Consider the following 25,965-nt stretch of genomic DNA (forward strand, 5'->3'; position numbering starts at 1 on the left):
GGATGCCAGCCGAAACTGCAGTCACGTGGCTCTGACCGAGCCGGGGTCGGCGGTAACATCACCCGGGGACGTAGTTGCCTGGGCGCCGGGGTGGGTCCGGTGTGCCAAACCGGACCCACCCCTGTCGGGTCATCGGCGGGCAGGGTCCTGGCAACGAGCTTCCCATGCCGCGGGCAGATCCGCAGACAGGACCGGCGCACCGAGAATCTCGTCGTCGAATCCGAAGGCGTCCAGCACCGCAGGTAGATGACCGGCTAGGTTCTCGATGGCCCGGTGCAGTTCTTGTTGCAGGGTTGCCACGGCAGCGATATCGAGGAGACCGTGGGTGAGGTACCAGGTGGAATCCTGGTTGATCCGGTCCAGTACGAAAACATCACGTACGGCCGCGATCTCCGGCAAAGCGGCATATGCCTCGAGCGCTTGCAACGCCTGCTCGGAGCAATAGGCCTCCGCGAGGTCGAGGGCGTGCGGAACCACCGCAAGTCGATCTTCGAGACCGGGCGTAGCCAGGTGCGGTTGGGCTTCCCGTGCGACCGTCAGCGTACGCGCACAGAGCAACCGAGCACGGTCGGCGGGATCGCTGGGGTCGTGCAGGGTGATTTCGGGTGGCGCCGTCGCGGCGAGTTGTTTGGCCAGTACGCGACCGGCGACCGATCCGAGGACGTAGATATCGCCTTCGCCGGTGATGGCGGCATGACAGACGCCGAGGTAGTTGGCGACCCGGTTCGCGCTGAACATGCCTTGTGCAGCCATTTTGAGGCGGCAATCGGTGACTGTGTCCAATGCATGCTTCTGGATGAAGTGCTTGGCCAGCATCACTTTCACCACAGCATCGCGAGCGGTGAGGTCGGCCCCGGCGAGGAATGTCTTGGTCGCGTCGCCGAAAATGGTCCGTGCTACGGTGCCGGCCAGGTCGGTGAGCAGGGTGTCGCGGACGTGCGGGATATCGAGCATGACCGGTTTGTCGGTAGCGGTCATCGGCACCACCCGCTGGCCGGCGTAGCGCAGCGCGATGTAGAGAGCAGAGCGCGCCGAGGCATTCAGACAGGACGAAAGCGCCAAGCGTCCGACGGTCAGCTGACTGATCGCCGAGGCGAATGCCCGCTTCGGGCTGTCGGCATCCTGCCAGGTCAGGACACCGTTGTCATCGATGGTGGCCAGGTTGTTCGCCAGCCACGCATGGCGTTCGATCCGAAGGTTGTCGAAGCTGATGACCGAGTTGTCCATGATCACCAGCGGCTGATGGTCGAGCTGGGTGATGGTTACACCGGGTGCAGGTTCGCCGTCGGCGCCGCGCAGCCGTGCCGTGAACAGGTGCACACCCTGATCCACACCGGCCGCATCGATGAACCGCGCACCGATAACGCAGACCCGGCCTACGGGGATGCCGACCGACGGCATGAACTTCCGCGCGCGCGGATCCGGCGTGTTGAGCACGAACCCGTCGCCGTCCCAGGTTGCGGTGGTCCGCATGAACCCGATGTTGGAACCGCATTCGTATTCGGTCAGCAACATGACTCCGACGGCGGTGGCGTCGTCCAGGTCCATTAGGTATGGCGCCGCGGAATCGGAATCGGTCAGCGTGGCCAGACTGCCCGAGGCCAGGTTGTAGTGGCCGGAGATCAGTGGGATCAGATCCGTCGCCAATACCGCACACCAGTCGAACACCGCGAAGAGTTTGGGAAGATCGGTCGCGACAGCACGGGTGCCGATCTCGTCGACCAGGTACTTCAGCTGGTCGTAGGCGTTGAGACGCCGTTGTTCCTGGCTCTGTTTCTCCGTTACGCGGAAGTCCGGGTTGCTCAGGATCTTCTGTAGCTGCTGATGGAACTCCAGGTCGCCGTGCCGAAGAACCTCGGCGAGCGACGTATGTTCCAGATCCCCTTGGGTAACCATAACCGACTCCTACTCATATTCCGATCCCAGCGGACGCTAGTTCACCGCTGGGCATACTGCGGTGTCCCCTGCCGGCTTCCGAGCACTGCACCGGCGGCCGACCGCGCAGGTACGCGGATGTCCGCCGAAGCCGAGCCGGGGTGCTGTAGGACCACCTGTCAATAGCTCAATGCGGCACTCACCTTTGCGGGAGGGCTTGTTCCGAAGTGTGGCCAGGGCGGCTTCGCGGTGCGGCGCAGAATGATCGGGCCGCCCGGCGTTGCTCGGGGGATCCCGGATATGACCCGGGGATTTCCGGTGGCCGTCTGATCGGACGCGTCGGCCGATGTGCACGCGATGGCCGGGCTGTACGGCGTGCGCACCCGCGAGTGGGCTCTGCGGGCACCGCGATCTGCGGGATCGCTGTTGCCGCAAAGTTGCCGTTGACGCCCAGGAACACGAAAAGTATTGTGCCACAAAACGTCTTCGCGCTCATCGTGAATGATGACAGCAATTGGTCTAGGCCGTTGACCTTGTGTCTTGATGGTCTGCGTTCGCCGGGGCGGTTCGAGGTCTTCTCCAGGGGCGGCGGTTTGCTCGAGTTGTACCCGGCCTGCCTGCTGCGGTTATCTGCCCGGTCGGTACGTTCTGCTGCTCACCGTGGTGTCGATGTACTCCGAAACTTCATCTGGAATTGGTAGAGACCAAATGCGTTTCGCCCGTTACCGTTGTTAGCGGCTCGAGGGGGATAGGGCATAGCCCGGCCTCCGCCCACCGGTTCACGGTCAGATCGGAGTTCCGCATGTACACCCACGAAGACCCCGTCGTCATCGACCCGGAAGGCTCGGATATTCAGGGTGAGATCCGCCGCATCCGGGAACGGGGGCCGGTCACCGAAGTTGTGCTTCCTGGCGGAGTCCGGGCATGGTCGGTGACCGGCGCGGCCGAGCTCGAGCGGATTCTGTCCGGTTCCGAAGTTTCCAAGGACCCGCACCAGCACTGGCCGGCGTTCCGGAACGGGGAGATCGGCCAGGACTTCCCGCTTCTCAACTGGGTGAATACCCGCTCGATGTTCACCGCGTACGGATCCGAGCACCGCCGGCTACGCAACTTCGTAGCGCCTGCCTTCACAAACCGGCGAACGTCGGCCCTGGAGCCCCGAATCAGAGGGATCGCGAATGACCTGGTCAGGGGCCTGGATGCCGCCCCGGCGAGCGAACCCGTGAACATCCGCGAGCATTTCGCCTATCCGCTGCCGCTTCGCGTGATCAACGAGCTGCTGGGAGTCCCTGAACACCTGGTCGGGCCGCTGCGGAAATGTGTCGACGGCATCTTCGATATCGGATTGAGCGAAGCGGAAGCCGTAGCCAACTACGAGGAGATGATCGGGCTCCTGCAGACCCTTGTCGCGTATCGTCGGGAGAGTCCCGGCGAAGACATGACCAGTACGCTCATCTTCCATGTCGACGATCCCGCAAAAGATTTCAGCGCCCACGAGCTCGTCGGCACGCTGTATCTGACGGTCAATGCCGGACACGAGACCACTGTGGATCTGATCGACCAGTCGATCTACCTGCTGTTGTCCAACCCCGACTACCTGGCCGCAGCGCTCGACGGCAGGTTGAGCTGGACGGACGTGATAGAGGAAGTGCTGCGGTTCGAGCCGTCTATCGCACACGCACCATTGCGCTACGCGGTGCGGGATTTCTCCATCGGTGATGTGACGATCGCCGAAGGCGACCCGATACTATCCTGCCCCGCCGACGCCAACCGGGACCCTGAAATCTATGGTGAGAGCGCCGTTCGTTTCGACCCTACACGGACGAACAAGGGTCACATGGCCTTCGGGTACGGAGCACACCGGTGCCCTGGCGCGCCCCTGGCACGGTTGGAGGCGCTGCTGGCGCTTCCCACTCTCTTCCAGCGCTTCCCGCACATGAGACTTGCCGTATCCCCCGAAGAACTCGGCACAGTGCCGGGATTCATCGCCAACGGCCACGACCGCTTGCCGGTCTTCCTGAAATAGGCATCCGGCAGATCCCGGCTCCGCGTCAGTGGCGCGCGACGGAAATCGATTTCGTGTCGAGAAACCCCGCCAACCCCTCACGCCCGAACTCCCGCCCGATCCCGCTGGCCTTGACCCCACCGAACGGTGCGTGCGGGTCCATGCTGTAGGCCTGGTTGATTCCGAAGGTCCCGCTGCGGATCCGCTGGGCGACGGCCAGGCCGCGGTCTGTCTCCGCTGTCCACACCGACCCCGAGAGTCCGTATTCGGTGTCGTCGGCGAGCTGTACGGCGTGGTCGAGGTCGCGATAGGTGAGCACGGTGAGTACCGGACCGAAGATCTCTTCCCGCGCGATCCGCATGGTGGATTCCACATCGGTGAACAGGGTCGGTTGGACGTACCAGCCGCGGTCGAGGCCGGTGGGGGGCCGATGTCCGCCGGTGATCAGGCGGGCGCCTTCGGCGCTGCCCAGCTGGATGTAGTCGCGGATGCGCTGTCGCTGGCGGGCGGTGACCACGGGGCCGATGCGAGTGGAATCGTCGGCCGGATCGCCGACCGTGAGACCGTCCACCATGGCGGCCAGGGCGTCGATGTACTCGGTGCGGCGGTGGTGTGGCACCAGGATCCGGGTCTGGGCGACACAGGCCTGGCCGCCGTTCATCAACGCGGCGACCTGGATTCCGGCGGCGACTTCCGCTGGGTCGGCGTCGTCGAGGACCACGGCGGCCGACTTGCCGCCGAGTTCCAGGCTCACCCGTTTCAGTGCGGACCCGCATGCCGCGGCGACTTCGCGACCCGCTGCGGTGGAGCCGGTGAAGGACACCTTGTCGACATCGGGGTGCCCCACCAGATATCGGCCGGTATCGCGGTCGCCCGGGAGGATCGACACAACTCCGGGCGGAATATCTCGCTGTCCGCGACGAGTTCCGCCATCAGGTAGGCGTCCAGCGGTGTCTCCGGTGAGGGTTTGAGCACCACGGTGCAACCCGCGAGCAGCGCGGGAACCAGTTTGGCGACGACCATCAGCATCGGCATATTCCACGGGGCAACGGCTCCGACGACACCGACCGGTTCGTGCCGGACCAGGATATCGCTGCCGTAGTAGCCGGGCCGCGACTCCTGCCACGGGAAGCCCGCGGCGAGATCGGCCAGCGCGCGAATCATCACACCGGGTAGCCGGGCATGTGCCGAACGGGAGAAGGTGATCGGCGCACCCATTTCCGCGGTGACGAGCTGGGCGATCTCCTCGACGCGTTGCTCGTAGCGGCCGGCGAGGCCGCGGACGATCCGGATGCGCTCGGCGGGGTCGAGGCGCGGCCAGGGCCCGGTGTCGAAGGCTCGCCGGGCTGCCGCGACGGCGCGATCGACGTCGGCGGGCGCGGGGGCGGCGATCCGGGCGATCGGGTCTTCGGTGTGCGGGGAGATCACCTCGAACGCGAGATCTGATCCGGGTGGCACCCATTCGCCCCCGATGAAGAGATTGTCGTACCGGTGCATGCGTGAGTTCCTGTCAGGCCGTGTGCACGCTGAGTTCGCGAAGCAGGCGGACGGTGGGTGGTGGGTCGGACTGGACCGCTACCGGTTTCGACATCTCCCCGGAGCGCGCCCGGGCCCCCCATACTCGCCTGCACGGCTTCGAGGTCGTCGGCTTCGATTTCGTAGAGCGCGATGAAGCTTCCGTCACCGGCCAGTGGTTCCAGTCGGCGAGCAGAGACTATCCCGTCGATCTCGAGCATTTCGCCGATATGGGTTCCGGCGTACCAGCGGTGGTATTCGTCGAGCTCTTCCGGTGAGCTGGGGCGGGATTCGACGTAGAGGATTCCTCTGGGCACGGCGTTTCTCCTTTGTGTTTACGGGTCAGTTCGGTGCGGTGACCGGTTCGTTCTTGTGGACGCCGCCGTCTTTCATGACGAACCGCACCTGCTCCAGGGCGGTGATATCGCGGGTGGGGTCGCCGGGGACGGCGATGATATCGGCGAGCAGGCCCGGGGCGAGCCGGCCGCGGTCGCCGGCGTCGATCAGTTCGGCGCTGGTGACGGTGGCGGCGCGAATCGCCTGTACGGGGGTCATTCCGCGGTCGACCAGTGCCCACAGTTCCTTGGCGTTCTGCCCGTGCGGTACCGCGGGCGCGTCGGTGCCGCAGGCGATCTTCACACCGGCCTCGATGGCTTTGCCGAGCATGCGCCGGGCCTTCGGAAATACCTGGGCGGCCTTGCGCTGAAGCGCGGGTGGCGCTTTGGACGTATCGAGCCCTTCGGACAGATAGCTGGTCGGCACCAGGAACGTACCGTGGTCCACCATCATCTGCACGGTGTCGTCGGAGGCCAGTGATCCGTGTTCGATACAGTCCACGCCCGCCCGGATACAGGCGCGGATTCCGGCGTCGCCGTGGGCGTGGGCGGCGACCTTGATCCCGGCGCGATGGGCCTCGTCGACGATGGCGGCGAGTTCTTCGTCCGAGTACTGCTGGGTGCCTGGGGCGGTGCTGTGCGACATCACCCCGCCCGAGGCCGAGATCTTGATGACCTCGGCGCCGTATTTGATCTGGTACCGGGTCGCCGCCCGCACCGCGGACACACCGTCGGCCATACCCTCCTGCACCGACATCGGCATGATGTGCGGGGCGAGTTTCTGGAACATGGTGGGGTCGAGATGCCCGCCGGTCGGGGTGATCGCATGACCGGCGGAAACGATCCGCGGCCCCGGGAACCAGCCCTGTTCGATCGCGCGGCCGAGGTCCACATCCAGCAGGTAACCGCCGGTTTTCACCATCAGCCCGAGGTTGCGCACTGTGGTGAACCCCGCCATCAGGGTGGTTCGCGCGTTGACGGTACCGCGCAGCGTCCGGTATACGGGATCGTCCTGGACCCCGTGCATGGGGTTCGGCAGCCCGGTGGGGTTGTCGGGCCCGCCGATGAGCAGGTTGATCTCCATATCCATCAGGCCCGGTAACAGAGTGACGTCGCCGAGATCGAGTTCGGTGGCGCCCTCGGGGATCGCGGGCGGATCGACTGCCTCGATCAACCCGTCCCGCACCACGATCACCGCGGGGGAGCGGACGACCCCGGCGTCGATATCGAGCCGGCGTGCCGCCCGCAACACGGTCGCCGCGCCGCTCATGGCGCCGGTTCGATCACGCAGTCCATCGACGACTGACCGGCATCCGGTATCCAGGGCTGATTCCACACCTCTACCGGGAAGGACACCATGATCATCGAATACAGCAGGCGCAGCAGGTTCACCGCGTCGTCGGGCATATCGTCGAGGCCGACCTGATCGAGATAGGTCAGCGCGGCCTCGGCACGCGGGGTGATCGCATCGTAGAAGCGCTGCATATCCTCCATCGAGGAGGCCATGCGTTTGGCATAGCGTTCCCCCTCGGTGGCCAGGCACCATGCGGAAAACGGTTCGAGATCGGCGAATTCGGCGGGCAGTGCGCTCATCGCTGGGCCGCTCCTGTCTGCTGGTTACGGTGGTCGTCGACCCAGTCGGCCGCGGTCTTGTGCAGGTGGCGCAGCAGAATCTCCTGATCGTTCAGGGGGAAACGTGTCACTGCACGGGATTCCAGCATCATCTGGGTCGCTTCGAGGGTGCTGGCATCCTGCAGGCCGTATTCCTTGAACGTCACGGCTGTCATTTCGTGCGCGACCCGGTCGCGCGGTGTGCGCGCCGGCGCGAAATACAGGTTCCCCTCGAAGATATGGGTGTTGTAGGAGGTCGGCCAATAGTGGTAGGTGAGATACCAGCCGCTCGACCAGATCAGGATCACGAAATTGGGGAACAACTGGAAGGAATCCAGACCCCACGGATCGCATTTCGCCGGGTTGACCCCGGGTGGGAGTTCACCCAGTTCCGGAACGTCCCAGGGCCCGAAGAGCCCGCCGCGGGTGATGTCCTCCATGGGTTTACGCATGGAGGGGTCGAGCTCCCAGGTCACCACACCCGAGGTGCTGACCATACGGTGGGGGCCCTGTAGCTGATAGTGCGGTGCCTCGAAGCCGGCGGCCTGCGCGGCCGCGGAATAGTTGTCCGGCGACTGATTTCCGTGCAGAACCGCGGCGTGGTAGAACTCCGCGAACGCGTCCATATAGAGTTTCCAGTTCGCGCCCACTTCGGAACGGTAGGAATAGCGTTCGGTGAGCTGATCGAACGGGTAGCCGTCGAGATCGGTGATCATCGGGCCCAGGAATTCGCGCAGCGACTGTTCGGGTTCCGGCGCCAGATTGATGAAGATGAACCCTGCCCACACTTCGCAGTGCACCGGGGCGAGACCGTAATCCTTTTTGTCGAGGTCGAAGAATTCGCCCTCCTGCTGGACGAAGGTCAGTTCACCGTCCAACCCGTAACGCCAGCCGTGGTACTTACAGGTGAACTGCCGGCAGGTCCCCGAGACCTCCTCACGCGGGAGCTCGTTCCACACCAGTTTGTTTCCGCGGTGCCGGCAGATATTGAAGAATGCGCGCACCTCCTTCTGCTTGTCGCGCACCACGATCACCGATGTCCAGGCGGCGTGGATCTCCTTGGTGAAATAATTGCCGACCCGTGGAAGCTGCTCCACCCGCCCGATATTGAGCCAGGCCTTTTTGAATATCGCCTCGCGTTCGAGTTCGTAGATCTCCGGGGAAATCGAGTCCTCGTAGGACATCGGCGCGGTGCCGAGTTCGGGATAGTGCTGTGTCCAGCTGCCTTCGGCGGGTTTGGGCCAGCGCGCCATGGCGGTGCTCCTTGCGGTGGTTCGGGTCGGGCGGCGACTACGGGCCGGTCGCCGGCGGGGTGGCTATCGGATCGGCTCGTCGCCGAGAACGGTGGTGCGCAGCATCTCCCGGGGGGAGTTCTCGGGGTAGGGGGCGGCGCGATGGATGACACCGCGGTTGTCCCAGATCACGGTGTCGCCGACCGACCATTCGTGGCGGTACACCCGCTCGGGTGCGGTGCAGCGTGCGAGCAGATCGTCGAGCAGGGCACGGCCCCGGTCGCGATCCATTCCGATCACGTGATCGGTGGAGGTGCCGAGGACGAGGGAACGGCGCCCGGATTTATGGGTCCAGACCAGCGGGTGGTCCCGGGTCGGCCAGCTCCGCCAATACTCCAGCTGCCGGGGAGTAGGGTCGGCGGTGACGGGGCGCTGGGACGCCTCCAGCGAATGCAGGACCCGCAACGTTCGCAACTGCGTCTTCTCTTCGTCGGAGAGCCGGTCGTACGCCCGGTAGGTGCTGGCGAATTCGGTTTCCCCGCCGCTGACGGCCACGGCTTTCGCCGACAGGACGGTGGCCATCTGCGGGTAGGCGTCGTCCTTGGGGGTGCAGCCGTCGATATGCCAGTCGAAGGTACCGCGCAGATAGCTCGCGGAGGAGTTCTTGCCGGTATCCAGGCTCACCCGGTAGATCCCGCTGACGGGGTGGTGCCCGGCCGAGGTGTCGATCTCACCGAGCGTGCGGCAGAACGCCACTTGCGCCTCCGGCTCCAGGTGCAGGCCCCGGAACACCAGCACGCCGTTGGCCTCCAGCGCGTCGAGCACCAGCGCGGGAACGGTTGCGTCCGACACCATCCGGTCCGCGTCGAGCCCGACGATTTCGGCGCCGATCTCGTGGTTCAGTTTTTCGACGGTGACAGTGGTCATGATTGCTCCGCTCGGTCGGGCGTCGGTCCCGGTGACCGATTCGTATGCCGGTTCACGGCCACGGCTCCGCGATCCGTTCCAGCTCCGCGTCGGCACTGTCGACCGGCCGGGGTCGCAGGAAGATCTCGACCGCCATGGCCACCAGCGCCAGCGAATAGACGAGCTGCAGCAGATGCAGCACCTCGTCGGGCAGATCGTCGAGGGGGAATTTGTCGCAATAGGCGATCGCCTCCTCCAACCGGGGGAAGAACGCCGTATAGAACTCGTTCAGTTCGTCCATCGAGCTGTTCATCCGCCGTTCCCAGCGCTCGGTCTCGGTGGCCAGACACCAGATCGGTGCGAACCGCTCGAACTCGGCGAACGCCGGCGGCAACATGGTCTGCGCCATCGGAATCACACCCCCACCCGTGCGCCGCGATAGTCGCCGACCCAGTCCGCTACCACCTTGTGGAAATGCCGGACCAGGATCTCCTGGTCGTTCACCGGATAGGCGGTGATCCGCGCGGTGCGGTAGGCGGATTCGAGCGCGGTCTGGGTGCCGGTGAGCATTCCGGCGTCCTGGAGGGCGAATTCTTTGAATACCACTGAAGACACCTCGTGCTCCACTCGTTCACGCACGCTCCGGGCGGGCCGATAGCACAGGACTCCCTCGAACAGGTGACTGTTGTACGAGGTGGGCCAATAGCGGTAGATGAGATACCAGCCGCGGTAGAACAGGATTTCGAGATTCGGGAAGATCTGGAAGTTGTCGATACCCCACGGCTCGACGCGGCCCGGATTGATGCCGGGCGGGAGTTCGCCGATATCGGGTGACTCCCATGGGCCCACGAGTCCGCTGCGGGTGGCCCGTTCGATCGGATACATGAACTCCGACGGCAGTGTCCAGCGGCGGGCACCGCCGGTGCTGACCACCCGATGCGGTCCGTCGACCTGGAAATGCGCGCATTCGAAATTCGGCTCGGGATTGCGGACCGGGCCGGGCACCTGCTGCGAATGCAGGCCAGGGACGTGATAGTACTCCTGGAACGCGTCGGCAAACAGTTTCCAGTTGCTCTGGTTCTCGGCCCGGAATTCATACCATTCGGTCATCCGGTCGAACGGGTAGTCCTCCAGCGCGGTCACCATCGGACCCAGGAATTCCCGCAAGGTCTGCGGAGGTTCGGGGGCCAGATTCACGAAGACGAACCCGGCCCACACCTCGCAATGCACCGGAACCAGGCCGAGCGCCGATGTGTCCAGGTCGAAGAACTCGCCCTCCTGCTGTACGAAGGCCAGTTCCCCGTCGATGCCGTACCGCCACCCGTGGTATTTGCAGGTGAACTGGCGGCACGTCCCCGACGTCTCCGCCCGGGGATCCTCGTTCCAGACCAGTTTGTTGCCGCGATGGCGGCAGATGTTGTAAAAGGCCCGCACTTGTCGATCGCGATCGCGCACTACGATCACCGAGGTACGGGCGATATGGATTTCCTTGGTGAAATAACTGCCGACCCGCGGCACCTGCTCTACCCGGCCGATATTGAGCCAGGCCCGTTTGAAGATCGCTTCCCGCTCCAGTTCGTAGAACTCCGGCGAGATCGAATCCTCGAACGAAACCGGGCCGGTGCCGAGGTCCGGATAGTGCTGGGTCCAGGTGCCTTCCGGCGGTTTCGGCCAGCGCGCCATGGTCATTCCTCCCGTGCGGAGTCGTGGGATGTCGTCGCGGATCCGGTGGGCGGGTCCGGTGGCAGATCGACACTGTTGGTCACCAGCGCCAGACACAGGTAGGAGCCGGCGACGAAGAGCAGTTCGAGCAACTGCCGGGTGTCCAGATGTGCGGTGAGGGCGGTCCAGGTGCTGTCGCAGACCCGGTACCGGTCGAGCAGTTCATCCGTGGCGGCCAGCACCAGCCGGTCCACCTCGGGCCAGTGGGCTGTCTCGCCGCAGGCGATATCTTCGATCGTGCCGACGGTGATACCCAGACCCTGTGCGATGCGGGAGTGCTGGTCCCATTCGTAGGCCGACCGGGTCTGCCAGGCGACCCGCAGGATCGCGAGTTCGCGTAGCCGGGGATCGAGCGTGGCACGTTCCAGCAGTAGTCCGTTGTATGCCAGCCACGCCCCGCCCAATTCCGGGTGGTGTCCCAGGATCCCGAGGATGTTCGGCAGCGGCGGTGCGTCCGAGTCTCCGGACAGGTACCGGTCGGCGCGTTTCAACCGGCCCCGCAACATCGCACGTCCCTGTTCGGTCCAGTCCGCGGCGGCCAGTGGGGGGAGGCGGGGGCCGACGGTGGTCATATGACAGACCCGCCGTTGACGCCCACCACCTGGCCGGTGATGAACCGGGCCTCCTCGGAACAGAGGAAAGTGCAGGTCGCTGCGATATCGGCGCCGTCGCCGAGGTAGCCGACCGGGATGGCGCGGGCCATCGTCGCGCTGTCCGGAAGATGGCCTGCCGCCTGGGAATCACGCGACATCGGTGTGTCGATCCCCGACGGGGGGATGGTGTTCACCGTGATCCCGCACGCGGCGTACTCGCGCGCCAGCGCCTTGGTCATGGCGATCACGGCGCCCTTGGAGGCGGTGTAATGGACCATTTTCGGCGACCCCCGCTGGGCGCTGGACGAGGAGATCGTGACGATCCGGCCCCACCCCGCTGCCAGCATGTCGGGAATTACCGCCTGCACACAGTGGAATGTGCCGGTGAGGTTGATATCGATGATCCGGTGCCAGGACTCGAGGGAGATCTCGGTGAACGGTTCGAATGCGAAAACACCGGCGCTGGTGACCAGTACCTGCACGGGGCCCCATTCCGTGCGCACCTTGCACAGCGCTTCGTCCACGCCGGCACGGTCGGTGACATCCACTTCACAGCCCATCGCGGTCCCGCCGCCGGACCGTAAATCCTCGGCGACCCGCTGTGCGCCCGCGCCGTCGCGGTCGAGTACGGCGACGTGATCGCCGGTCGCGGCGAGCCGCGCGCAGATAGCGGCTCCCATCCCCGAAGCGCCGCCGGTGACCACGGCGACCCTGTTCGTTCTGCCGGGGTCATTCGCGGCCTTCGCCACGTGGGCACGAACCATGGTGTTCCCTCCGCGCTACAACGGTCGCCGGGCGATCCGCCGGTCTTAATCGACTGCTTAATTAAGCGGGTGATTAATGTTATACGGACGGGGTTCTCCGGCTGTCAAGGTCCGAAAGTGGCCTGAACAGGCCCGGTTACGCCGCCGGAGATCCACGTCGTAGGCCGGTCCGGCCGCCCTGCCTGGGTGGTTTCTAAGATCGAGGAGTCGGTGCGGCCGGCCGGAGTCGTTCGGTAGGGACTGCGACCGCAACGGTCGACCAAGGAGGTGCCATGGAGGAAAGCCGAAGGCCGGCCGACGCGGAGGCGGGGAGCGGAAGCCTTTCGTCGCGCTCGGCCTTACTCGATGCGGCCCAGCAGATCATGCTCGAGGACGGTTACGCGGCGGTGAGCTCGCGGCGCCTCGGTGCCCGCGCAGGGGTGAATCCCGCGCTGGTCTACTACTACTTCGGAAATATGGACAGCTTGTTCGTCGCGCTCTTCCGCCGCGGGTCCGAACGTAGTTACCAGCGCCTGTTGGAGGCAGCGGAATCCGAACAACCCCTCTGGGCGCTCTGGGATGCCATCCATCATCAATCCCGTACGGCGCTGACCATGGAATTCGTCTCGCTGGCCACGCACCGGCCGTCCATTCGCTCCGAAATCGCTCAGTCGTCCAAAAGATTTCGTGAGCTGCAACTGGAGATTGTCTCGGGAGCGCTGCGCGACCGCGACCCGGGCCCGTGGACCCCGCTGACACTGGTCATGCTGATGTCGAGTGTCTCCCGGTTCCTGCGGATCGAGGAAGCCTTCGATATCGACGCCGGTCATTCCGAGATCACCGCCGTGGTGGAGGAATTCCTCGAGCAGGTGGAAGGACCCCGGAACACCGGCGATCACGGGGGCGTGCCGCGCGGTGGCGCCGGATCGTCGGCGCAGTAGTCTGGGCGTGCCGGATCTTCGTCTCCCGAGAAATGGGCCCACCGTTATGACGTCTCTGTCCGAGAAGGCTGCCGCATTCCGTACACTCCACCGCCCCGGTGATCCCGTGATCCTGCCGACGGTATGGGACGCCTGGTCGGCGCAGCTGGTCCAGCAGGCCGGGTTCCAGGGGGTGACGGTGGGGAGCCACCCGCTGGCCGATTCGCTGGGCCGGTCCGACGGCGAGGGGATGTCGTTCGCCGAAGCGCTGGGACGCGTCCGGGAAATCACTGCGGCGGTGGATATTCCGGTGTCATTGGATATCGAGTCCGGCTACGGTCTGGAGCCGGTGCAACTGGTCGACGGGCTGATCGCGGCGGGCGTGGTGGGCCTCAATATCGAAGACACCGTGCACAGCGAAGGTGGCCGGCTGCGCGAAGCCCGGGAACACGCGGACTTCGTCGGCGCACTACGGCAGGCTGCGGACGGCGCCGGTGTGCCGCTGGTGGTGAACGCGCGGACCGATCTGTTCCTGCGCGGGCTCGGCGACGAGGCCGATCGCTTCGACCGGGCCGTGGACCGATTGCGACTGGCCGCCGAAGCAGGTGCCGATGTGCTGTACCCGGTCGGCTTCCACGACCCCGAAACGCTGCGACGACTCTGTGCCGAACTGCCGCTCCCGGTGAACGCCGTAGCCTTTCCGGACAAGGGCGACCGGACTGTTCTCGCCGAAGCAGGGGTCGCGCGGGTCAGTTTCGGCCCGCTTCTGCAGCGGGCGCTCACCGAGACCGTAAACGGGCTGCTGGAGCGCTGGAACTGACCCGGGTGCGATGGGCTACGCACTGATGCCGTGGGTGAGGACCGCCGCGAGTTCGCGATAGGCGGCGCTGTCGTCCAACCCGGTGCGAGCGCGGACGCCGCCCTGCTGGATGCGGACCATCATCGTTGCGGCCAGGTCGGCGGCGAAGGCGGCGTGGACGCCGCGGAACTCGCCGTCGGCGACGCCCTCGTCGATGAGTTCCTGGACCCGGCGGGCGGCGATACGAGTGTTTCGTTCGTAGACCTCGCGTGCCGGAGTGAAGTGGTCGAGGTCGGTCATGAACCGGTCCGAGGCCACGGCGAGCGCTTCACCGACCGCGGTGAGGTAGGTGGTGATGCGCTCGCGCGCTCCGTTCGCCGCGGCGACGTCGGTCTCCACGGTGGCGGTGGCACGTTTGAAGAAATGTACGGTCGCGGCGGTGACCAGCTGTTCCTTGCTGCCGGCGAGGGTATAGAGGGTGGATTTCGAGCATTTGAGCCGGGCGGCGATGGTGTCGAGGGTCAGGTGGGCGAAGCCCTCGGCCAGGAACAATGCGACGAGTGCGTCGAACAGTTCGGTACGGCGGGTGGTCGCGAAGGTCGCACGCTGCTCCATACCGGCGATAGTACTGGGGAACTTCTTGCAGTACTGATCGACGGGCAGTACTGTGGCCGACGTCCGAGTACTGTTCTGCGTATCGCCGCGAGGAGATTTCTGTGGCTGTCGACCGACTCCTGCCCACCGACGAGGCACGCGATCTCATCGGGCTGACCCGCGATGTGGCCGACAAAGTCCTCGCCCCCCTCGTCGACGAGCACGAAAAAGCGGAGACCTATCCCGAAGGCGTCTTCGCCACGCTCGGCGAAGCGGGTCTGCTGAGCCTGCCGTACCCCGAGGAATGGGGTGGCGGTGGGCAGCCCTATGAGGTGTATCTCCAGGTGCTCGAGGAGATCGCCGCACGCTGGGCCGCGGTCGCGGTGGCAGTGAGTGTGCACAGCCTGTCCTGCCATCCGTTGATGGCATTCGGCACCGAAGAACAGAAGCAGCGCTGGCTACCGGAGATGTTGGGCGGCGCCACGGTCGGCGCCTACAGCCTGTCCGAGCCGCAGGCGGGGTCGGATGCGGCGGCGCTCGCGTGCAAGGCCACCGCGGTCGACGGTGGATACCGGGTCCACGGTTCGAAGGCCTGGATCACTCACGGCGGTATCGCCGATTTCTACAACCTGTTCGCGCGCACGGGGGAGGGGTCCAAGGGGATCTCGTGTTTCCTGGTGCCGCGCGACACTCCGGGCCTGAGTTTCGGTAAACCGGAGGAAAAGATGGGTCTGCACGCCGTGCCCACCACCTCGGCCCACTACGACGACGCCTTCGTCCCGGACGAACGCCGGGTCGGCACCGAAGGGCAGGGGCTGCAGATCGCCTTCAGCGCCCTGGATTCCGGCCGGCTCGGAATCGCCGCCGTCGCCGTCGGGCTCGCGCAGGCCGCGCTCGACGAGGCCGTGGCGTACGCGCAGGAGCGCACGGCGTTCGGACGCAAGATCATCGACCATCAAGGGCTCGGTTTCCTGCTGGCCGATATGGCCGCCGCCGTGGATTCGGCCCGCGCCACCTACATCGACGCCGCCCGGCGCCGGGACGCGGGACTGCCGTACTCGCGCAACGCCTCGGTGGCCAAACTGGTCGCGACCGACGCCGCGATGAAGGTCACCACCGACGCCGTGCAGGTCCTCGGCGGCTACGGCTACACCCGGGATTTCCGGGTCGAACGCTATATGCGGGAAGCCAAGATCACTCAGATCTTCGAGGGCACCAACCAGATCCAGCGCCTGGTCATCAGCCGCTACCTCGCCGGCTGACCGGTCCCGTCGCTGCCCGGCTCACTCCGTGGTCGTGCCGATCCGGAGCCGGTTTCCGTCCGGGTCACACAGTTCGATTTCCCGTGCCCACGGCGCCTCTTCGATCCGCACACCGAATTCCGACGCAATGGTGTCGACATCGCGAACGCGGAGGTAGATCAGCGTATCGGGGCGGGCGTCGCCCGTGTGCTCCGATAGGAACAACCGCACGCCGCCTCGTGCGATTTCGACGAAAGCCGGAAGCTCCGGGGCGAAGCGGTGCTCCCATTGGGCGGCGAAACCCAGTCGCTCGTACCACTCGACTGCCGCGGCGGCGTCCTCGACGTGGAGAATCGGGATGACTTCTTCGTCCATGTGGTAATGGTCGCAGAGTGGAGCGCGCCCTCATCGCGCGCTCCACCCGCCGTCCATCGTGTAGGCCGCGCCGGTGACCATGCCCGCTTCGGGCGACGCCAGCCAGCTCACCAGTGCGGCGACCTCGTCCGGTTCCACGAGGCGTTTGATCGCGCTTTCGGTGAGCAGGATCTTGTCGAGCACGTCCTGTTCGGGGATTCCGTGTGCTTCCGCCTGGTCCGCGATCTGCTTGTCAACCAACGGTGTCCGAACGTATCCGGGGTTCACGCAGTTGCTCGTCACCCCGTGCGGGCCGCCCTCGAGCGCAGTCACTTTCGACAGGCCCTCGAGCCCGTGTTTGGCCGTCACGTATGCGGCCTTGAACGGCGAGGCGCGCAGGCCGTGGACCGAGGAGATGTTGACGATGCGACCCCAGCCCTGCCCGTACATATGTGGCAAGGCGGCGCGTACCAGCAGGAACGGTGCCTCGACCATGAGCATGAGCAGATGCCGGAAACGCTGGGGTGCGAAATCCTGGATCGGGCTGATGTGCTGCACCCCGGCGTTGTTCACCAGGATGTCGGTGTCGAGGGTCAGGTCTTCGAGGGCTGTGACGTCGAGTAGGTCGACCGTCCACGCCGTGCCGCCGAGTTCCGCGGCCACCGCCTCGGCCCCGGCGGTGTCGATATCGGCCACCGTGACCCTCGCACCCCGAGCCGCGAGCGCCCGGGCGCAGGCCGCCCCGATACCGCTCGCGGCGCCGGTGACCAGGGCATTGCGTCCCGTCAGATCGCTCATCGCGCGGGGACCGCGGCCGGGGCGAGGCTTTCGGCGTCGGCGCGGTCGAGGCTCTCCAAGGTCAGCCCCTTCGTTTCGCGTGCGACCAGTGCGGCGATCGCGCTGACCGCCGCCGCACCCGCCAGGTACCAGGCGATCGGCACCGCGGAGCCGTAGGTGTCCAGCAGCCGGACGGCGATGATCGGCGCCAGCGATCCCGCCACGATCGAGGTGACCTGATAGCCCAGGGACACGCCGGAATAACGCATCCGGGTCGGGAACATCTCGGCCATGAGCGCGGGCTGCCCGGCGTACATGAGCGCGTGGAAAACCAGGCCGATGATGATGGCGGAGACGATGACCAGGTTGTTACCGCTGTCCATCATCGGGAAGGCGAAGAAGCCCCAGGAACCCGCGGTCACCGCGCCGACAAGATAGACCGGCCGTCGGCCGAAACGGTCGGATAGGTTGCCCACCAGCGGAATCACCACGAAATGTACCGCGTGCGCGGCGAGCAGCCACCACAGGATCACCGAGGTGTCGGTGCCCACTTCCACCTTCAGATAGGTGATGGTGAAGGTGACGACCAGGTAGTACATGATGTTCTCGCCGAAACGCAGTCCCATGGCGGTGAATACGCCGCGCGGGTACCGGCGCAGGACCTCGACGACACTGAGTGATCCGGCCTTGATCTCCTCGGCCTCCTGCTGTGCCGCGACGAAGATGGGTGCGTCGGTGATCTTGGTGCGAATGTAGTAGCCGATCAGCACCACTACCGCCGACAACCAGAACGCCACCCGCCAGCCCCAGCCGAGGAATGCCTCGTCGGACAGTGTCGTGGTGAGTATCAGCAGCACCACCGTGGCCAGCAGGTTGCCCGCCGGCACACCCGCTTGCGGCCAGCTCGCCCAGAAACCGCGGCTGCGGCTGGGGCTGTGCTCGGCGACCAGCAGCACGGCGCCGCCCCATTCGCCGCCCACCGCGAAACCCTGGATGAATCGCAGGGTCACCAGCAGAGCCGGCGCCCAGTACCCGATCTGGCCGAAAGTCGGCAGGCAGCCCATCAGGAAGGTTGCGGCGCCGACCAGGACGAGACTGAACTGGAGCAGCTTTTTGCGGCCGTACTTGTCGCCGTAGTGCCCGAAGACCACGCCGCCCAGTGGACGCGCCACGAATCCGACCGCGTAGGTGACGAACGCGGCGAGGATGGCGTCCAGGTCGCTGGTGCCCTCGGCGAAGAACACCTTGCTGAACACCAGTGTGGCGGCAGTGCCGTAGAGGAAGAACTCGTACCACTCCACGACCGTGCCCGCCATCGACGCGGCGACCACCCGCCGCAGGCCGCCCGGATCGGCGCCCTTCGCGTCGACCGCATCGGTTCCGGGGCTGGGCTCCCGCATGGCAGTTCTCCTTCGCGCCGGGGCCGCACCAATGCAGTGTGACGATGCCCACAGTATTCGGCTGCACTGAGTATTGGTGCAGAGGAATGGTGCCGCAATGACCATTTCTGCAGCACCGTTGTGCAGAATTGCAGATATGAGTGCGTCCGTTCCCGGTCGTCCCAGCGCCGACGATCTCCTCGTGCTGCTCGCCGTCGGCCGTTCCGGTCGTTTCGTGACAGCGGCGGACGAACTGGGTATCAACCACACCACCATTTCCCGGCGCATCGCGGCGCTGGAACAGACCTTGGGCGGCCGGGTACTCACCCGCGTCACCGGTGGCTGGGAACTGACCGAACTCGGCCGCGAGGCACTGACCGCGGCCGAAGTGGTGGAATCGGCAGTGAAATCACTGGCCGCCGGCGCGGACGGGAACCGGGTGCTCGAAGGGGTGGTCCGGATGTCGGCGACCGACGGTTTCAGTGCCTATATCGCCGCACCCGCCGCCGCCCGGGTGCGGCGGCATCATCCGGGTATCGCGGTCGAAATCGTCGCGACCACCCGGCGGGCGTCCCGGCAGCGCTCCGGACTCGACCTCGAAATCGTCGTCGGCCAACCGCAGGTGCGCCGCGCCACCGCCACGCACCTCGCCGACTACCGCCTCGGCCTCTACGGTTCCCGCGAATACCTGCGCGACCACCCGGCGCCCGCGACGATCGACGATCTGGCCCGGCACCCACTGGTGTACTTCATCGACTCCATGCTCCAGGTCGACGATCTGGACCTGGCCTCCGGTTTCGTTCCCGCCATGCGCGAATCCGTCACCTCCACCAATGTTTTCGTGCACGTCGAGGCGACCCGCGCCGCGGCCGGTCTGGGCCTGCTGCCCTGTTTCATGGCCGATCGCCACCCCGATCTGGTGCGCATCCTGCCGGATTCGGTGGCGGTTACCCTCGGCTACTGGCTGGTCGCCCGGGCCGAGACACTGCGCCGCCCGGAGGTCGCCGCGGTGGTGGCCGCGATCCGGTCCGTGATCGAGAATCAACGCGATATCCTCGCGGGCCGGGGATGAGTGCGCCGCCGGAATCAGTCGACCCATTTCCGCCTGGCGGCGGCACCGAGGGCGGGGACGATCCGTCGTGGTGTGCCCGGAGCAACCGGGTGTGCAGCGCCGGATACAGCAGGGCTGCGTCAGCGGGCGAGGCGAATGCTTTTCCGGTGAGTCGTTCTATTCGCCCGAGACGATGCCGGACCGTGTTGCGGTGCAGGTGCAGATGCTTGCCTACAGCGGTGGGGGAGCCGCCGAGCCGGTACCAGGCCAGGGCGGTGTCGATCAGCAGCCCGCAATCCTCGGGATCGAGCCGGTCGAAGGCGGCGAGCAGATCGGCGAGAACATCCGCCGCCAGTTCCGGGTTCGCGGCGATCAGGGCACGTTCCGGCGCGGAGGCGTAGTTGTGGACCCCGGTCTCGCCCGGCGCCGAGCATCGGAGCGCGAAACGTGCCTGGGTGAGTGCGGCGGGCGCGGCGGCGAGGTCGGTGAAAGGCCGGCTCGCCCCCGCCCGTGACCGCACCGTCCGAAGCGTTCGCTCGAGAGTGGCCGGCGGGCGCGCGGCGGCCAAGGTGATCGGTTCGTCGCCGAGCACGGTCGACGCGGCGACGATTCCGTTGTCGTCGAGGTGGACATCGCCGACCAGAACGACCGAGACGGCTCGGGTGGGCAGGCCCATCCGGCGGCCGATTTCGGTGTGCTGTCCGGGCGGTAGCCCGGGATCGAGCAGTGCGCGCAGCATGCCCTGGCCGGGGTGCGTGGTCCCGCCCGCGACCACCCGCCGGCGGGCGTCGGCGGCTGCGACCGAATAGTCGTCGACAGTGGCCCATACCAGGGTGGACAGTCGAGGGAGCGCCGCCCGGACGTCGTCCCCGGCGGATTCGACGATGATCTCCCAGAACGCCAGCCCTGCGACGCGGAAGGCGTGCAGGAGGCTTTCCAGCGGAATACCGAGTTCGGCCTCGAGCCGCCCGGCGCGGCGGGCAGGCTCGAGGGAAAACGGGACCTCGGCGAGCGCGTCCAGCCATGCCGCGCAACTGTCGGAGACCAGCTCGACCAACTCGTCATGGCTGAGCGCGGCGTTCCCTCTGCATTCGGGCCGAGAACCTGCCCGGGGCCGGGCCGCCATCCGCGAGGCTGCCGCGGGGACCTTCGCCCTGGTCCCGGACCTGGCCTTCCACCTGGTATCGCTCCGCGTCGGCGACGACTTCTGGGTAGTGCGGTGGCAGTTGACCGGAACCTCGGCGACCGGCCGTGACGTGTGTGTCGATCTCGCGGATTTCGTGCTGGTCGAAGACGGCGCGGTCAAGGAGAAACATTCCTACGTCGACGGTGTCGCCATGCAGGCAACTCTGGCGTGACGTAGGTCTGTGCCGGCCGGGAGGATCAGGGGCGGAGAGACCACTGGTAACGGCTGGTGGGCACCAGATCCAGACCTGTATCGGCGCCGAATCGTGCGACGCTGGCCATGAGTTCGGTGATCCGGCGGCGGAGCTCGGCCTGGTCGCCGCCGCTGCCGTAGAACGTGTGCGGGTCGGTCATCGCGCCCATGGGGAAGTGTTCCTCGACAATGGCCGCGACCTCCGGTGCCGAGGGGGTGAGTTTCTCCTCGACGGTGTTCTGGATATAGGCGACGGTGTTCTGGGTGCGGATGGCGATCGGGGTGTGCTGCACCTGCCAGTACTGCAGGTATCGCGCTCGCGGCATCGACGCGGGCCTGCGCAGCAGGGCGATATTCGCCAGTGCGTCGCAGCGGGTGCCGTCCGGCACCGGCATCGGGTCGAGGCGGATGTTCTCGTGCACGAGATAGGCGTGCGGTGCCGGTTCGCCTGTGGTATCGGACACGGCGGCGACAATCGCGGCGGGGTCGCCGTCGGTCCATACCGAGACGAGGGCGGTGATCGGTTCACCGGGGCCGAACCGCATCGACGCGGGCGCGACGTCGGCGTCGTCGAGGTTCACCTGCACCGCGTTCGCGCCGCCTGCGGTCAGTGCTTCCCGCAATTCCGGTGTGTGGAACCGGTCGCCGAGATCTGCGCCGTGCAGGGCGATGATCAGTTTCGCCATGGCGAAAAAGTAGCACGTGTTCTACTTTTGCCGAGACGAAACGGCCACCCGACGCCGAGCGCAGAAAGGCCGACCCATGAGGTTCACCTACGCCGAGACCATGACCGACCCCACCTATTACGTGCCGCTGGCACAGGCCGCCGAGGCCGCCGGGTACACGTCGATGGTCCTCGCCGACAGCATCGCCTACCCCCGCGACTCCGATTCCACCTACCCTTACACCCCGGACGGCAGCCGGGAGTTCCTGGAGGACAAACCGTTCGTCGAAACCTTCGTCCTCGCTGCCGCGCTGGCCGCGGCGACCACCACCCTGCGGTTCACCCCGTTCGTGCTGAAACTGCCGATCCGGCCGCCGGTGCTGGTCGCCAAACAGGCGGCGTCGGTGGCGGCGCTCAGCGGTAACCGCCTGGGCCTGGGCGTCGGGATCAGTCCGTGGCCCGACGATTTCGAGATCTTCGACGTGCCGTTCGAGAAGCGCGGTAAGCGGATGGACGAATGCCTCGATATCGTCCGCGGACTCACCGCCGGCGGGTACTTCGAATTCCACGGCGAGTTCTACGATCTGCCGCCGATCAAGATCTCACCCGTGCCCACCGAGCCGATCCCGCTGCTCATCGGCGGGCACAGCCGACCGGCGCTGCGCCGCGCCGCGCAGCGCGGTGACGGCTGGATGCACGCCGGTGGCGATCCGGCCGAACTCGACCGTCTGCTCGCCGAACTCACCACCCTGCGCGCCGAATACGGCACCCGCGAGGATTTCGAAATCCATGTCATCTCGGTGGACGGTTTCACTGTCGACGGCGTCAAACGCCTCGAGGACAAGGGCGTCACCGATGTGATCGTCGGCTTCCGCAATCCCTATGGCCGCGAACAGGACACCGAGAGCCTGGACACCAAGATCGCCAATCTGTCCCGGTTCGCCGACGATGTCATCGCCCGCACCCGGTGAGCGCCGGAAAACGAGCCGAGGAAGTCGGAATGAGTAGTTTGGCAGGGAAAGTGGCGCTGGTGACCGGCGCCTCGTCCGGACTCGGGGCGGCGGTCGCACGACTGTTCGCCGGTCGTGGTGCCCAGGTCTTCGGCGTGGCACGCGACGAAACCCGGCTGACCGAGGTGTTCGCGGAGGTGCCCGGTGGCCGGTTCACCACCGGCGATATCGGCATCGCGCAGACCTGCCGGTCGATGGTCGAGGACTGTGTCGGCGCCTTCGGACGACTGGACATCCTGGTCAATGTCGCGGGCACGCACCGGATGCGCCACACCGGGGAAGTCACCGACGAGGACTGGGAGCACGACCTCGCGGTAAACCTCAACGGCCCGTTCTACCTGTGCCGGGCCGCGCTCCCGCACCTGCTGGAGACCGGCGGAAATATCGTCAATGTCGCCTCCATCGCCGGAGTCGAAGGCCAGGCGTATTCGGCGGGATACTGCGCCGCCAAACACGGTCTGGTCGGCCTGACCCGGGCACTCGCGGTCGAGTTCACCGCGGACCGCCTCCGCGTCAACGCGGTCTGCCCCGGTGGCATGCTGACCCCGCAGGTCACGGGGTTCACCCTGCCCGACGGCGCCGACCCGAACCTGGTCATGCGGGTCGCGTCCCCGCGGGGGATGAACCAGCCGGAGGAGGTCGCCTCGGTGGTCGCGTTCCTGGCCAGTGACGACGCCTCCGCGGTCCACGGTGCGGTCTATCTCGCGGACAACGGCAAAACGGCGGGCTAGCCGGGCGCTAGCCGGTCGGCGGTGCCATCGGGATCCGGCGATGAACGATCACGCCGGGCCCGGAGTTTCCGCTCACCGGGAATGCTGTTCCTGACGGCCCGGTCAATGGGAAGACCGAGCGCGCCGGGAATACGGCGGACCTAGCGTCGCCCGTATGAGTGCAGAATTCACCGGAGGTGCGCGATGACGCGCCTACCGGAACGAGTGGCGGTGGTGACGGGCGCGGCCGGCGGGATGGGCAGCGCCCACTGCCGCCGGCTGGCCGAGGAGGGGGCCGATATCATCGCCCTCGATCTCACCGAGAACGCGGACGGTCTGGCCGCGACGGCCGCGGAAGTCGAGCGTGCCGGCCGTCGGTGCCTCACCGGATTCGCTGATGTACGCGACCCACTGGCCGTCGAAGAAGCAGTGAACACCGGGGTGGCCCAGCTCGGCCGCCTCGACGTGGTCGTCGCCAATGCCGGTGTGTACGCGGGTTACGCACCGGCCTGGGAGCTGACCGACGAATCATGGCAGCGGGCACTGGATGTCAACCTGACAGGCGCCTGGCATACGATCCGCGCCGCCGCTGGGCATCTCGGCGAGGGCGCGTCGATCGTGATCGTCGGATCCACGAACGGAGTGAAGGGTGGCGCGACGGCCGCTCACTACGCGGCGAGCAAACACGCAGTGGTCGGGCTGGCTCGCACCCTCGCCAACGAGCTGGGACCACGGGGGATCCGGGTCAACACGGTGCACCCGGGGTCGGTGGCGACACCGATGATCCTCAACGACCGCGTATACGCGAAATTGTGCCCGGAGCTGCCGAACCCGACCCGGGAGGACGCGGCCAGGGTGCTCGCCCAGCGCACGATTCTCCCGGTGCCGTGGGTGGAGCCGGTGGATATCAGCAATGCCGTGTTGTTCCTCGCGTCCGACGAATCCCGGTACATCACCGGGATCGAGCTCGTCGTGGACGCCGGACTTACTCAGAAGGTGTGAGATGGGACGGGTTTCGGGCAAGGTCGCGCTGGTCACCGGCGCGGCACGAGGAATCGGACGGGCACAGGCGATCCGGCTGGCGGAGGAAGGCGCCGATATCGTCGCGATCGATATCTGCGGGCCGGTGGATACGGTGATCATTCCATCGGCGACTCCGGCAGATCTCGAGGATACTGTGCGTGCCGTGGAAGCAACCGGGGCGCGCATCGTGACCGCGGTGGCCGACGTCCGCGACGGCGTGGCGCTGCGCGCGGCCACCGACGCCGCGGTGGACCAGCTCGGCGGTATCGATATCGTCTGCGCCACCGCGGGCATCACCTCCAGCGCCCCCGGACTGGAACTGACCGAACAGCAGTGGCAAACCATGCTGGACGTCAATCTCACCGGTGTATGGCAGACGTGTAAAGCAGCTGCCCCGCACCTCATCGCCCGCGGCAGCGGAGCGATGATCCTGACCAGTTCGATCGCGGGCCTGCGCGGGCTGGTCGGGGTGGCTCACTACACGGCCGCCAAACACGGTGTGGTCGGGTTGATGCGGTCGCTGGCCCAGGAGCTCGCGCCGCACGGCATCAGAGTGAATTCGGTGCACCCCACCAACGTGGACACGCCGATGATCCAGAACGATATGGTCCGCAGATCCTTCCGGCCGGATCGCGAGCATCCCACCCGCGAAGAGTTCGCCGAGGTCGCGAGAACTATGAACATGCTGGCGATTCCCTGGGTCGAGCCGGTCGATATCGCCAACGCCGCACTGTTCCTGGCCTCCGAAGAGGCCCGCTATATCACCGCGGTGGCGCTGCCGGTGGACGCCGGCAGCACCCAGCGCTAGGGCGGTGCGGGGAAGCGGCCGTGCTTCCCCGCACCGTGGTCGAGCAGCTGGGACGACCACAGCGCGCCAGGCAATTCGGCGGTCGGCTCCCGTCCGAATCGGCCACCACGAACTCGGAGGGTCGCGGTTCCCGTCAGCGTTCGGCGCTACACGACAGGGCGGCGTTGCGACATCCGGTTCGTCATGCTCGCCGGCGTTCGTCGAACAGGTCTCGCGCCGTTCAGCGTCCACTCGGGCACGATGGTGAAGTGGAGCAACCTCGAATCCGGGTAGCCGCGTACGTGATCAGGCGCCGGACAGTCCCTGAACTCCTGGTGTTCGACCACGTCGGCCTACCCGAGGCAGGCACTCAGATACCGGCCGGTGGGGTGCAGCCCGGCGAAGGTCCCGAACAAGCGGTCGTGCGTGAGGTGGCCGAAGAAACCGGGCTGTTCGATGTCTGCGTGATCAATCGAATTGCTGTGGATCACCGCCCCCACCCGAGGACCCGGCATCCACGCCGAACAACGTTCTTCCGCCTCGACACCGGGCCGGACACACCTGATGCCTGGACGCATCGGGTCGACGGTACAGGCGACGACCATGGCCTGGAGTTCGCCTGTCACTTCGTGGCGCTGCCGCTGGAAAAGCCGTTGGCCGATAAACAGGACGTCTGGTTGGACCACCTCTCGAGCTGAGCCGTGGTCGAACGACTACAACACGGGGAACTGGGCGCTGCCG

General features: G+C 66.3%; 26 protein-coding genes and 2 pseudogenes. 12 read left to right on the top strand and 16 right to left on the bottom strand.

The annotated features are described in order from the left end of the window. Positions 1–129: 129 nt before the first annotated feature. Positions 130–1,896, bottom strand: coding sequence for an acyl-CoA dehydrogenase family protein (locus tag NFL01S_RS00295; protein WP_062970247.1), 1,767 nt, complete (start codon positions 1,894–1,896; stop codon positions 130–132). A gap of 673 nt (positions 1,897–2,569) precedes the next feature. Here NFL01S_RS00295 and NFL01S_RS00300 point away from each other — a divergent pair. Next, positions 2,570–3,901: a cytochrome P450 family protein gene (locus tag NFL01S_RS00300; RefSeq protein WP_245670461.1), complete on the top strand. Its 1,332-nt coding sequence runs from the start codon at positions 2,570–2,572 to the stop codon at positions 3,899–3,901. Between the two features lie 25 nt (positions 3,902–3,926). Here NFL01S_RS00300 and NFL01S_RS00305 read toward each other — a convergent pair. Then, a pseudogene (locus NFL01S_RS00305) lies at positions 3,927–5,377 on the bottom strand (aldehyde dehydrogenase). Positions 5,378–5,430: 53 nt separating this feature from the next. On the opposite strand from NFL01S_RS00305, the gene NFL01S_RS35100 reads away from it, so the two are divergent. After that, positions 5,431–5,673: a hypothetical protein gene (locus tag NFL01S_RS35100; protein ID WP_157116098.1), complete on the top strand. Its 243-nt coding sequence runs from the start codon at positions 5,431–5,433 to the stop codon at positions 5,671–5,673. 64 nt (positions 5,674–5,737) lie between these two features. On the opposite strand, the gene NFL01S_RS00315 is transcribed toward NFL01S_RS35100, so the two are convergent. From NFL01S_RS00315 to NFL01S_RS00350, 8 genes are all read right to left on the bottom strand, one after another. Next, the gene (locus NFL01S_RS00315; RefSeq protein WP_062970252.1) at positions 5,738–7,000 is read right to left on the bottom strand and encodes a metal-dependent hydrolase family protein; all 1,263 of its coding nucleotides are present in this window, start codon (positions 6,998–7,000) and stop codon (positions 5,738–5,740) included. After that, positions 6,997–7,323 carry a hypothetical protein gene (locus NFL01S_RS00320; RefSeq protein WP_062970253.1) on the bottom strand — a complete coding sequence of 109 codons (327 nt, stop codon included), beginning with the start codon at positions 7,321–7,323 and terminating at the stop codon, positions 6,997–6,999. Before NFL01S_RS00320 ends, NFL01S_RS00315 begins: the two co-directional genes overlap by 4 nt. Next, complete coding sequence (locus NFL01S_RS00325) at positions 7,320–8,594, bottom strand: aromatic ring-hydroxylating oxygenase subunit alpha (protein ID WP_062970256.1); 1,275 nt, start codon at positions 8,592–8,594, stop codon at positions 7,320–7,322. The genes NFL01S_RS00320 and NFL01S_RS00325 overlap by 4 nt, the downstream gene beginning before the upstream one ends. 63 nt (positions 8,595–8,657) lie before the next feature. After that, positions 8,658–9,500 (bottom strand): TauD/TfdA dioxygenase family protein, encoded by an 843-nt coding sequence (locus NFL01S_RS00330; protein WP_062970258.1) that lies wholly within the window; start codon positions 9,498–9,500, stop codon positions 8,658–8,660. A gap of 52 nt (positions 9,501–9,552) precedes the next feature. Continuing rightward, positions 9,553–9,888, bottom strand: coding sequence for a hypothetical protein (locus NFL01S_RS00335; protein WP_062970384.1), 336 nt, complete (start codon positions 9,886–9,888; stop codon positions 9,553–9,555). Between the two features lie 5 nt (positions 9,889–9,893). Then, a complete protein-coding gene (locus NFL01S_RS00340; protein WP_062970260.1) occupies positions 9,894–11,162 on the bottom strand; it encodes an aromatic ring-hydroxylating oxygenase subunit alpha in 1,269 nt (422 codons plus the stop codon). Between the two features lie 2 nt (positions 11,163–11,164). Beyond that, the gene (locus NFL01S_RS00345; RefSeq protein WP_062970262.1) at positions 11,165–11,773 is read right to left on the bottom strand and encodes a carboxymuconolactone decarboxylase family protein; all 609 of its coding nucleotides are present in this window, start codon (positions 11,771–11,773) and stop codon (positions 11,165–11,167) included. Then, positions 11,770–12,558 (bottom strand): SDR family NAD(P)-dependent oxidoreductase, encoded by a 789-nt coding sequence (locus NFL01S_RS00350; protein WP_062970263.1) that lies wholly within the window; start codon positions 12,556–12,558, stop codon positions 11,770–11,772. The genes NFL01S_RS00345 and NFL01S_RS00350 overlap by 4 nt, the downstream gene beginning before the upstream one ends. A gap of 272 nt (positions 12,559–12,830) precedes the next feature. Here NFL01S_RS00350 and NFL01S_RS00355 point away from each other — a divergent pair, with 272 nt between their 5' ends. Continuing rightward, positions 12,831–13,478 carry a TetR/AcrR family transcriptional regulator gene (locus NFL01S_RS00355; protein ID WP_062970265.1) on the top strand — a complete coding sequence of 216 codons (648 nt, stop codon included), beginning with the start codon at positions 12,831–12,833 and terminating at the stop codon, positions 13,476–13,478. A gap of 46 nt (positions 13,479–13,524) precedes the next feature. Next, entirely contained in the window at positions 13,525–14,277 is a 753-nt protein-coding gene (locus NFL01S_RS00360; RefSeq protein ID WP_062970266.1) for an isocitrate lyase/PEP mutase family protein, read from the top strand. Between the two features lie 15 nt (positions 14,278–14,292). Here NFL01S_RS00360 and NFL01S_RS00365 read toward each other — a convergent pair whose 3' ends face one another. Continuing rightward, a complete protein-coding gene (locus NFL01S_RS00365) occupies positions 14,293–14,871 on the bottom strand; it encodes a TetR/AcrR family transcriptional regulator (RefSeq protein ID WP_062970269.1) in 579 nt (192 codons plus the stop codon). A gap of 101 nt (positions 14,872–14,972) precedes the next feature. On the opposite strand from NFL01S_RS00365, the gene NFL01S_RS00370 reads away from it, so the two are divergent. Next, positions 14,973–16,112 carry an acyl-CoA dehydrogenase family protein gene (locus NFL01S_RS00370; protein ID WP_062970271.1) on the top strand — a complete coding sequence of 380 codons (1,140 nt, stop codon included), beginning with the start codon at positions 14,973–14,975 and terminating at the stop codon, positions 16,110–16,112. Between the two features lie 21 nt (positions 16,113–16,133). Here the strand turns inward: NFL01S_RS00370 and NFL01S_RS00375 are convergent, their stop codons facing one another. The 3 genes from NFL01S_RS00375 to NFL01S_RS00385 are packed head-to-tail and all read right to left on the bottom strand — an operon-like array spanning position 16,134 to position 18,622. Further along, on the bottom strand, positions 16,134–16,466 hold the full coding sequence (locus NFL01S_RS00375; protein WP_062970273.1) for a glyoxalase superfamily protein: 333 nt from the start codon (positions 16,464–16,466) through the stop codon (positions 16,134–16,136). Between the two features lie 30 nt (positions 16,467–16,496). After that, positions 16,497–17,243: a 3-hydroxybutyrate dehydrogenase gene (locus NFL01S_RS00380; protein ID WP_062970274.1), complete on the bottom strand. Its 747-nt coding sequence runs from the start codon at positions 17,241–17,243 to the stop codon at positions 16,497–16,499. After that, positions 17,240–18,622: an MFS transporter gene (locus NFL01S_RS00385; protein ID WP_062970276.1), complete on the bottom strand. Its 1,383-nt coding sequence runs from the start codon at positions 18,620–18,622 to the stop codon at positions 17,240–17,242. Before NFL01S_RS00385 ends, NFL01S_RS00380 begins: the two co-directional genes overlap by 4 nt. 136 nt (positions 18,623–18,758) lie before the next feature. On the opposite strand from NFL01S_RS00385, the gene NFL01S_RS00390 reads away from it, so the two are divergent. Next, positions 18,759–19,673 (top strand): LysR family transcriptional regulator, encoded by a 915-nt coding sequence (locus NFL01S_RS00390; protein WP_174555619.1) that lies wholly within the window; start codon positions 18,759–18,761, stop codon positions 19,671–19,673. A 103-nt stretch (positions 19,674–19,776) separates the two neighbouring features. On the opposite strand, the pseudogene NFL01S_RS37795 reads toward NFL01S_RS00390, so the two are convergent. After that, positions 19,777–20,778: pseudogene (locus NFL01S_RS37795) on the bottom strand (PucR family transcriptional regulator); the annotation flags it as partial. Positions 20,779–20,806: 28 nt separating this feature from the next. Between NFL01S_RS37795 and NFL01S_RS37800 the strand changes: the two are divergent. Beyond that, complete coding sequence (locus NFL01S_RS37800) at positions 20,807–21,010, top strand: hypothetical protein (RefSeq protein WP_503826391.1); 204 nt, start codon at positions 20,807–20,809, stop codon at positions 21,008–21,010. Between the two features lie 25 nt (positions 21,011–21,035). Here NFL01S_RS37800 and NFL01S_RS00405 read toward each other — a convergent pair whose 3' ends face one another. Continuing rightward, a complete protein-coding gene (locus NFL01S_RS00405) occupies positions 21,036–21,716 on the bottom strand; it encodes a hypothetical protein (protein WP_062970282.1) in 681 nt (226 codons plus the stop codon). A 76-nt stretch (positions 21,717–21,792) separates the two neighbouring features. Here NFL01S_RS00405 and NFL01S_RS00410 point away from each other — a divergent pair, with 76 nt between their 5' ends. The 5 genes from NFL01S_RS00410 (at position 21,793) to NFL01S_RS00430 (ending at position 25,922) form a co-directional block, all read left to right on the top strand. Next, the gene (locus NFL01S_RS00410; protein ID WP_062970284.1) at positions 21,793–22,665 is read left to right on the top strand and encodes a TIGR03619 family F420-dependent LLM class oxidoreductase; all 873 of its coding nucleotides are present in this window, start codon (positions 21,793–21,795) and stop codon (positions 22,663–22,665) included. Between the two features lie 29 nt (positions 22,666–22,694). Then, positions 22,695–23,435, top strand: coding sequence for an SDR family NAD(P)-dependent oxidoreductase (locus NFL01S_RS00415; RefSeq protein WP_062970386.1), 741 nt, complete (start codon positions 22,695–22,697; stop codon positions 23,433–23,435). A 183-nt stretch (positions 23,436–23,618) separates the two neighbouring features. Continuing rightward, entirely contained in the window at positions 23,619–24,416 is a 798-nt protein-coding gene (locus NFL01S_RS00420; RefSeq protein WP_062970286.1) for a mycofactocin-coupled SDR family oxidoreductase, read from the top strand. A gap of 1 nt (position 24,417) precedes the next feature. Further along, complete coding sequence (locus NFL01S_RS00425; RefSeq protein ID WP_062970288.1) at positions 24,418–25,245, top strand: mycofactocin-coupled SDR family oxidoreductase; 828 nt, start codon at positions 24,418–24,420, stop codon at positions 25,243–25,245. A gap of 248 nt (positions 25,246–25,493) precedes the next feature. Continuing rightward, the gene (locus tag NFL01S_RS00430; RefSeq protein ID WP_062970290.1) at positions 25,494–25,922 is read left to right on the top strand and encodes an NUDIX hydrolase; all 429 of its coding nucleotides are present in this window, start codon (positions 25,494–25,496) and stop codon (positions 25,920–25,922) included. Positions 25,923–25,965: the final 43 nt, after the last annotated feature.

The organism is Nocardia flavorosea NBRC 108225 (assembly GCF_001613385.1).
Classification (GTDB): Bacteria; Actinomycetota; Actinomycetes; order Mycobacteriales; family Mycobacteriaceae; genus Nocardia; species Nocardia flavorosea.

Bases quoted from the DNA above. Each gene is read 5' to 3' on its own strand.
- NFL01S_RS00295 (WP_062970247.1), bottom strand. From the start codon at position 1,896: ATGGTTACCCAAGGGGATCTGGAACATACGTCGCTCGCCGAGGTTCTT.
- NFL01S_RS00315 (WP_062970252.1), bottom strand. From the start codon at position 7,000: ATGAGCGGCGCGGCGACCGTGTTGCGGGCGGCACGCCGGCTCGATATC.
- NFL01S_RS00320 (WP_062970253.1), bottom strand. From the start codon at position 7,323: ATGAGCGCACTGCCCGCCGAATTCGCCGATCTCGAACCGTTTTCCGCA.
- NFL01S_RS00325 (WP_062970256.1), bottom strand. From the start codon at position 8,594: ATGGCGCGCTGGCCCAAACCCGCCGAAGGCAGCTGGACACAGCACTAT.
- NFL01S_RS00330 (WP_062970258.1), bottom strand. From the start codon at position 9,500: ATGACCACTGTCACCGTCGAAAAACTGAACCACGAGATCGGCGCCGAA.
- NFL01S_RS00335 (WP_062970384.1), bottom strand. From the start codon at position 9,888: ATGGCGCAGACCATGTTGCCGCCGGCGTTCGCCGAGTTCGAGCGGTTC.
- NFL01S_RS00340 (WP_062970260.1), bottom strand. From the start codon at position 11,162: ATGGCGCGCTGGCCGAAACCGCCGGAAGGCACCTGGACCCAGCACTAT.
- NFL01S_RS00345 (WP_062970262.1), bottom strand. From the start codon at position 11,773: ATGACCACCGTCGGCCCCCGCCTCCCCCCACTGGCCGCCGCGGACTGG.
- NFL01S_RS00350 (WP_062970263.1), bottom strand. From the start codon at position 12,558: ATGGTTCGTGCCCACGTGGCGAAGGCCGCGAATGACCCCGGCAGAACG.
- NFL01S_RS00355 (WP_062970265.1), top strand. From the start codon at position 12,831: ATGGAGGAAAGCCGAAGGCCGGCCGACGCGGAGGCGGGGAGCGGAAGC.
- NFL01S_RS00360 (WP_062970266.1), top strand. From the start codon at position 13,525: ATGACGTCTCTGTCCGAGAAGGCTGCCGCATTCCGTACACTCCACCGC.
- NFL01S_RS00365 (WP_062970269.1), bottom strand. From the start codon at position 14,871: ATGGAGCAGCGTGCGACCTTCGCGACCACCCGCCGTACCGAACTGTTC.
- NFL01S_RS00375 (WP_062970273.1), bottom strand. From the start codon at position 16,466: ATGGACGAAGAAGTCATCCCGATTCTCCACGTCGAGGACGCCGCCGCG.
- NFL01S_RS00380 (WP_062970274.1), bottom strand. From the start codon at position 17,243: ATGAGCGATCTGACGGGACGCAATGCCCTGGTCACCGGCGCCGCGAGC.
- NFL01S_RS00385 (WP_062970276.1), bottom strand. From the start codon at position 18,622: ATGCGGGAGCCCAGCCCCGGAACCGATGCGGTCGACGCGAAGGGCGCC.
- NFL01S_RS00390 (WP_174555619.1), top strand. From the start codon at position 18,759: ATGAGTGCGTCCGTTCCCGGTCGTCCCAGCGCCGACGATCTCCTCGTG.
- NFL01S_RS00405 (WP_062970282.1), bottom strand. From the start codon at position 21,716: ATGGCGAAACTGATCATCGCCCTGCACGGCGCAGATCTCGGCGACCGG.
- NFL01S_RS00410 (WP_062970284.1), top strand. From the start codon at position 21,793: ATGAGGTTCACCTACGCCGAGACCATGACCGACCCCACCTATTACGTG.
- NFL01S_RS00415 (WP_062970386.1), top strand. From the start codon at position 22,695: ATGAGTAGTTTGGCAGGGAAAGTGGCGCTGGTGACCGGCGCCTCGTCC.
- NFL01S_RS00420 (WP_062970286.1), top strand. From the start codon at position 23,619: ATGACGCGCCTACCGGAACGAGTGGCGGTGGTGACGGGCGCGGCCGGC.
- NFL01S_RS00425 (WP_062970288.1), top strand. From the start codon at position 24,418: ATGGGACGGGTTTCGGGCAAGGTCGCGCTGGTCACCGGCGCGGCACGA.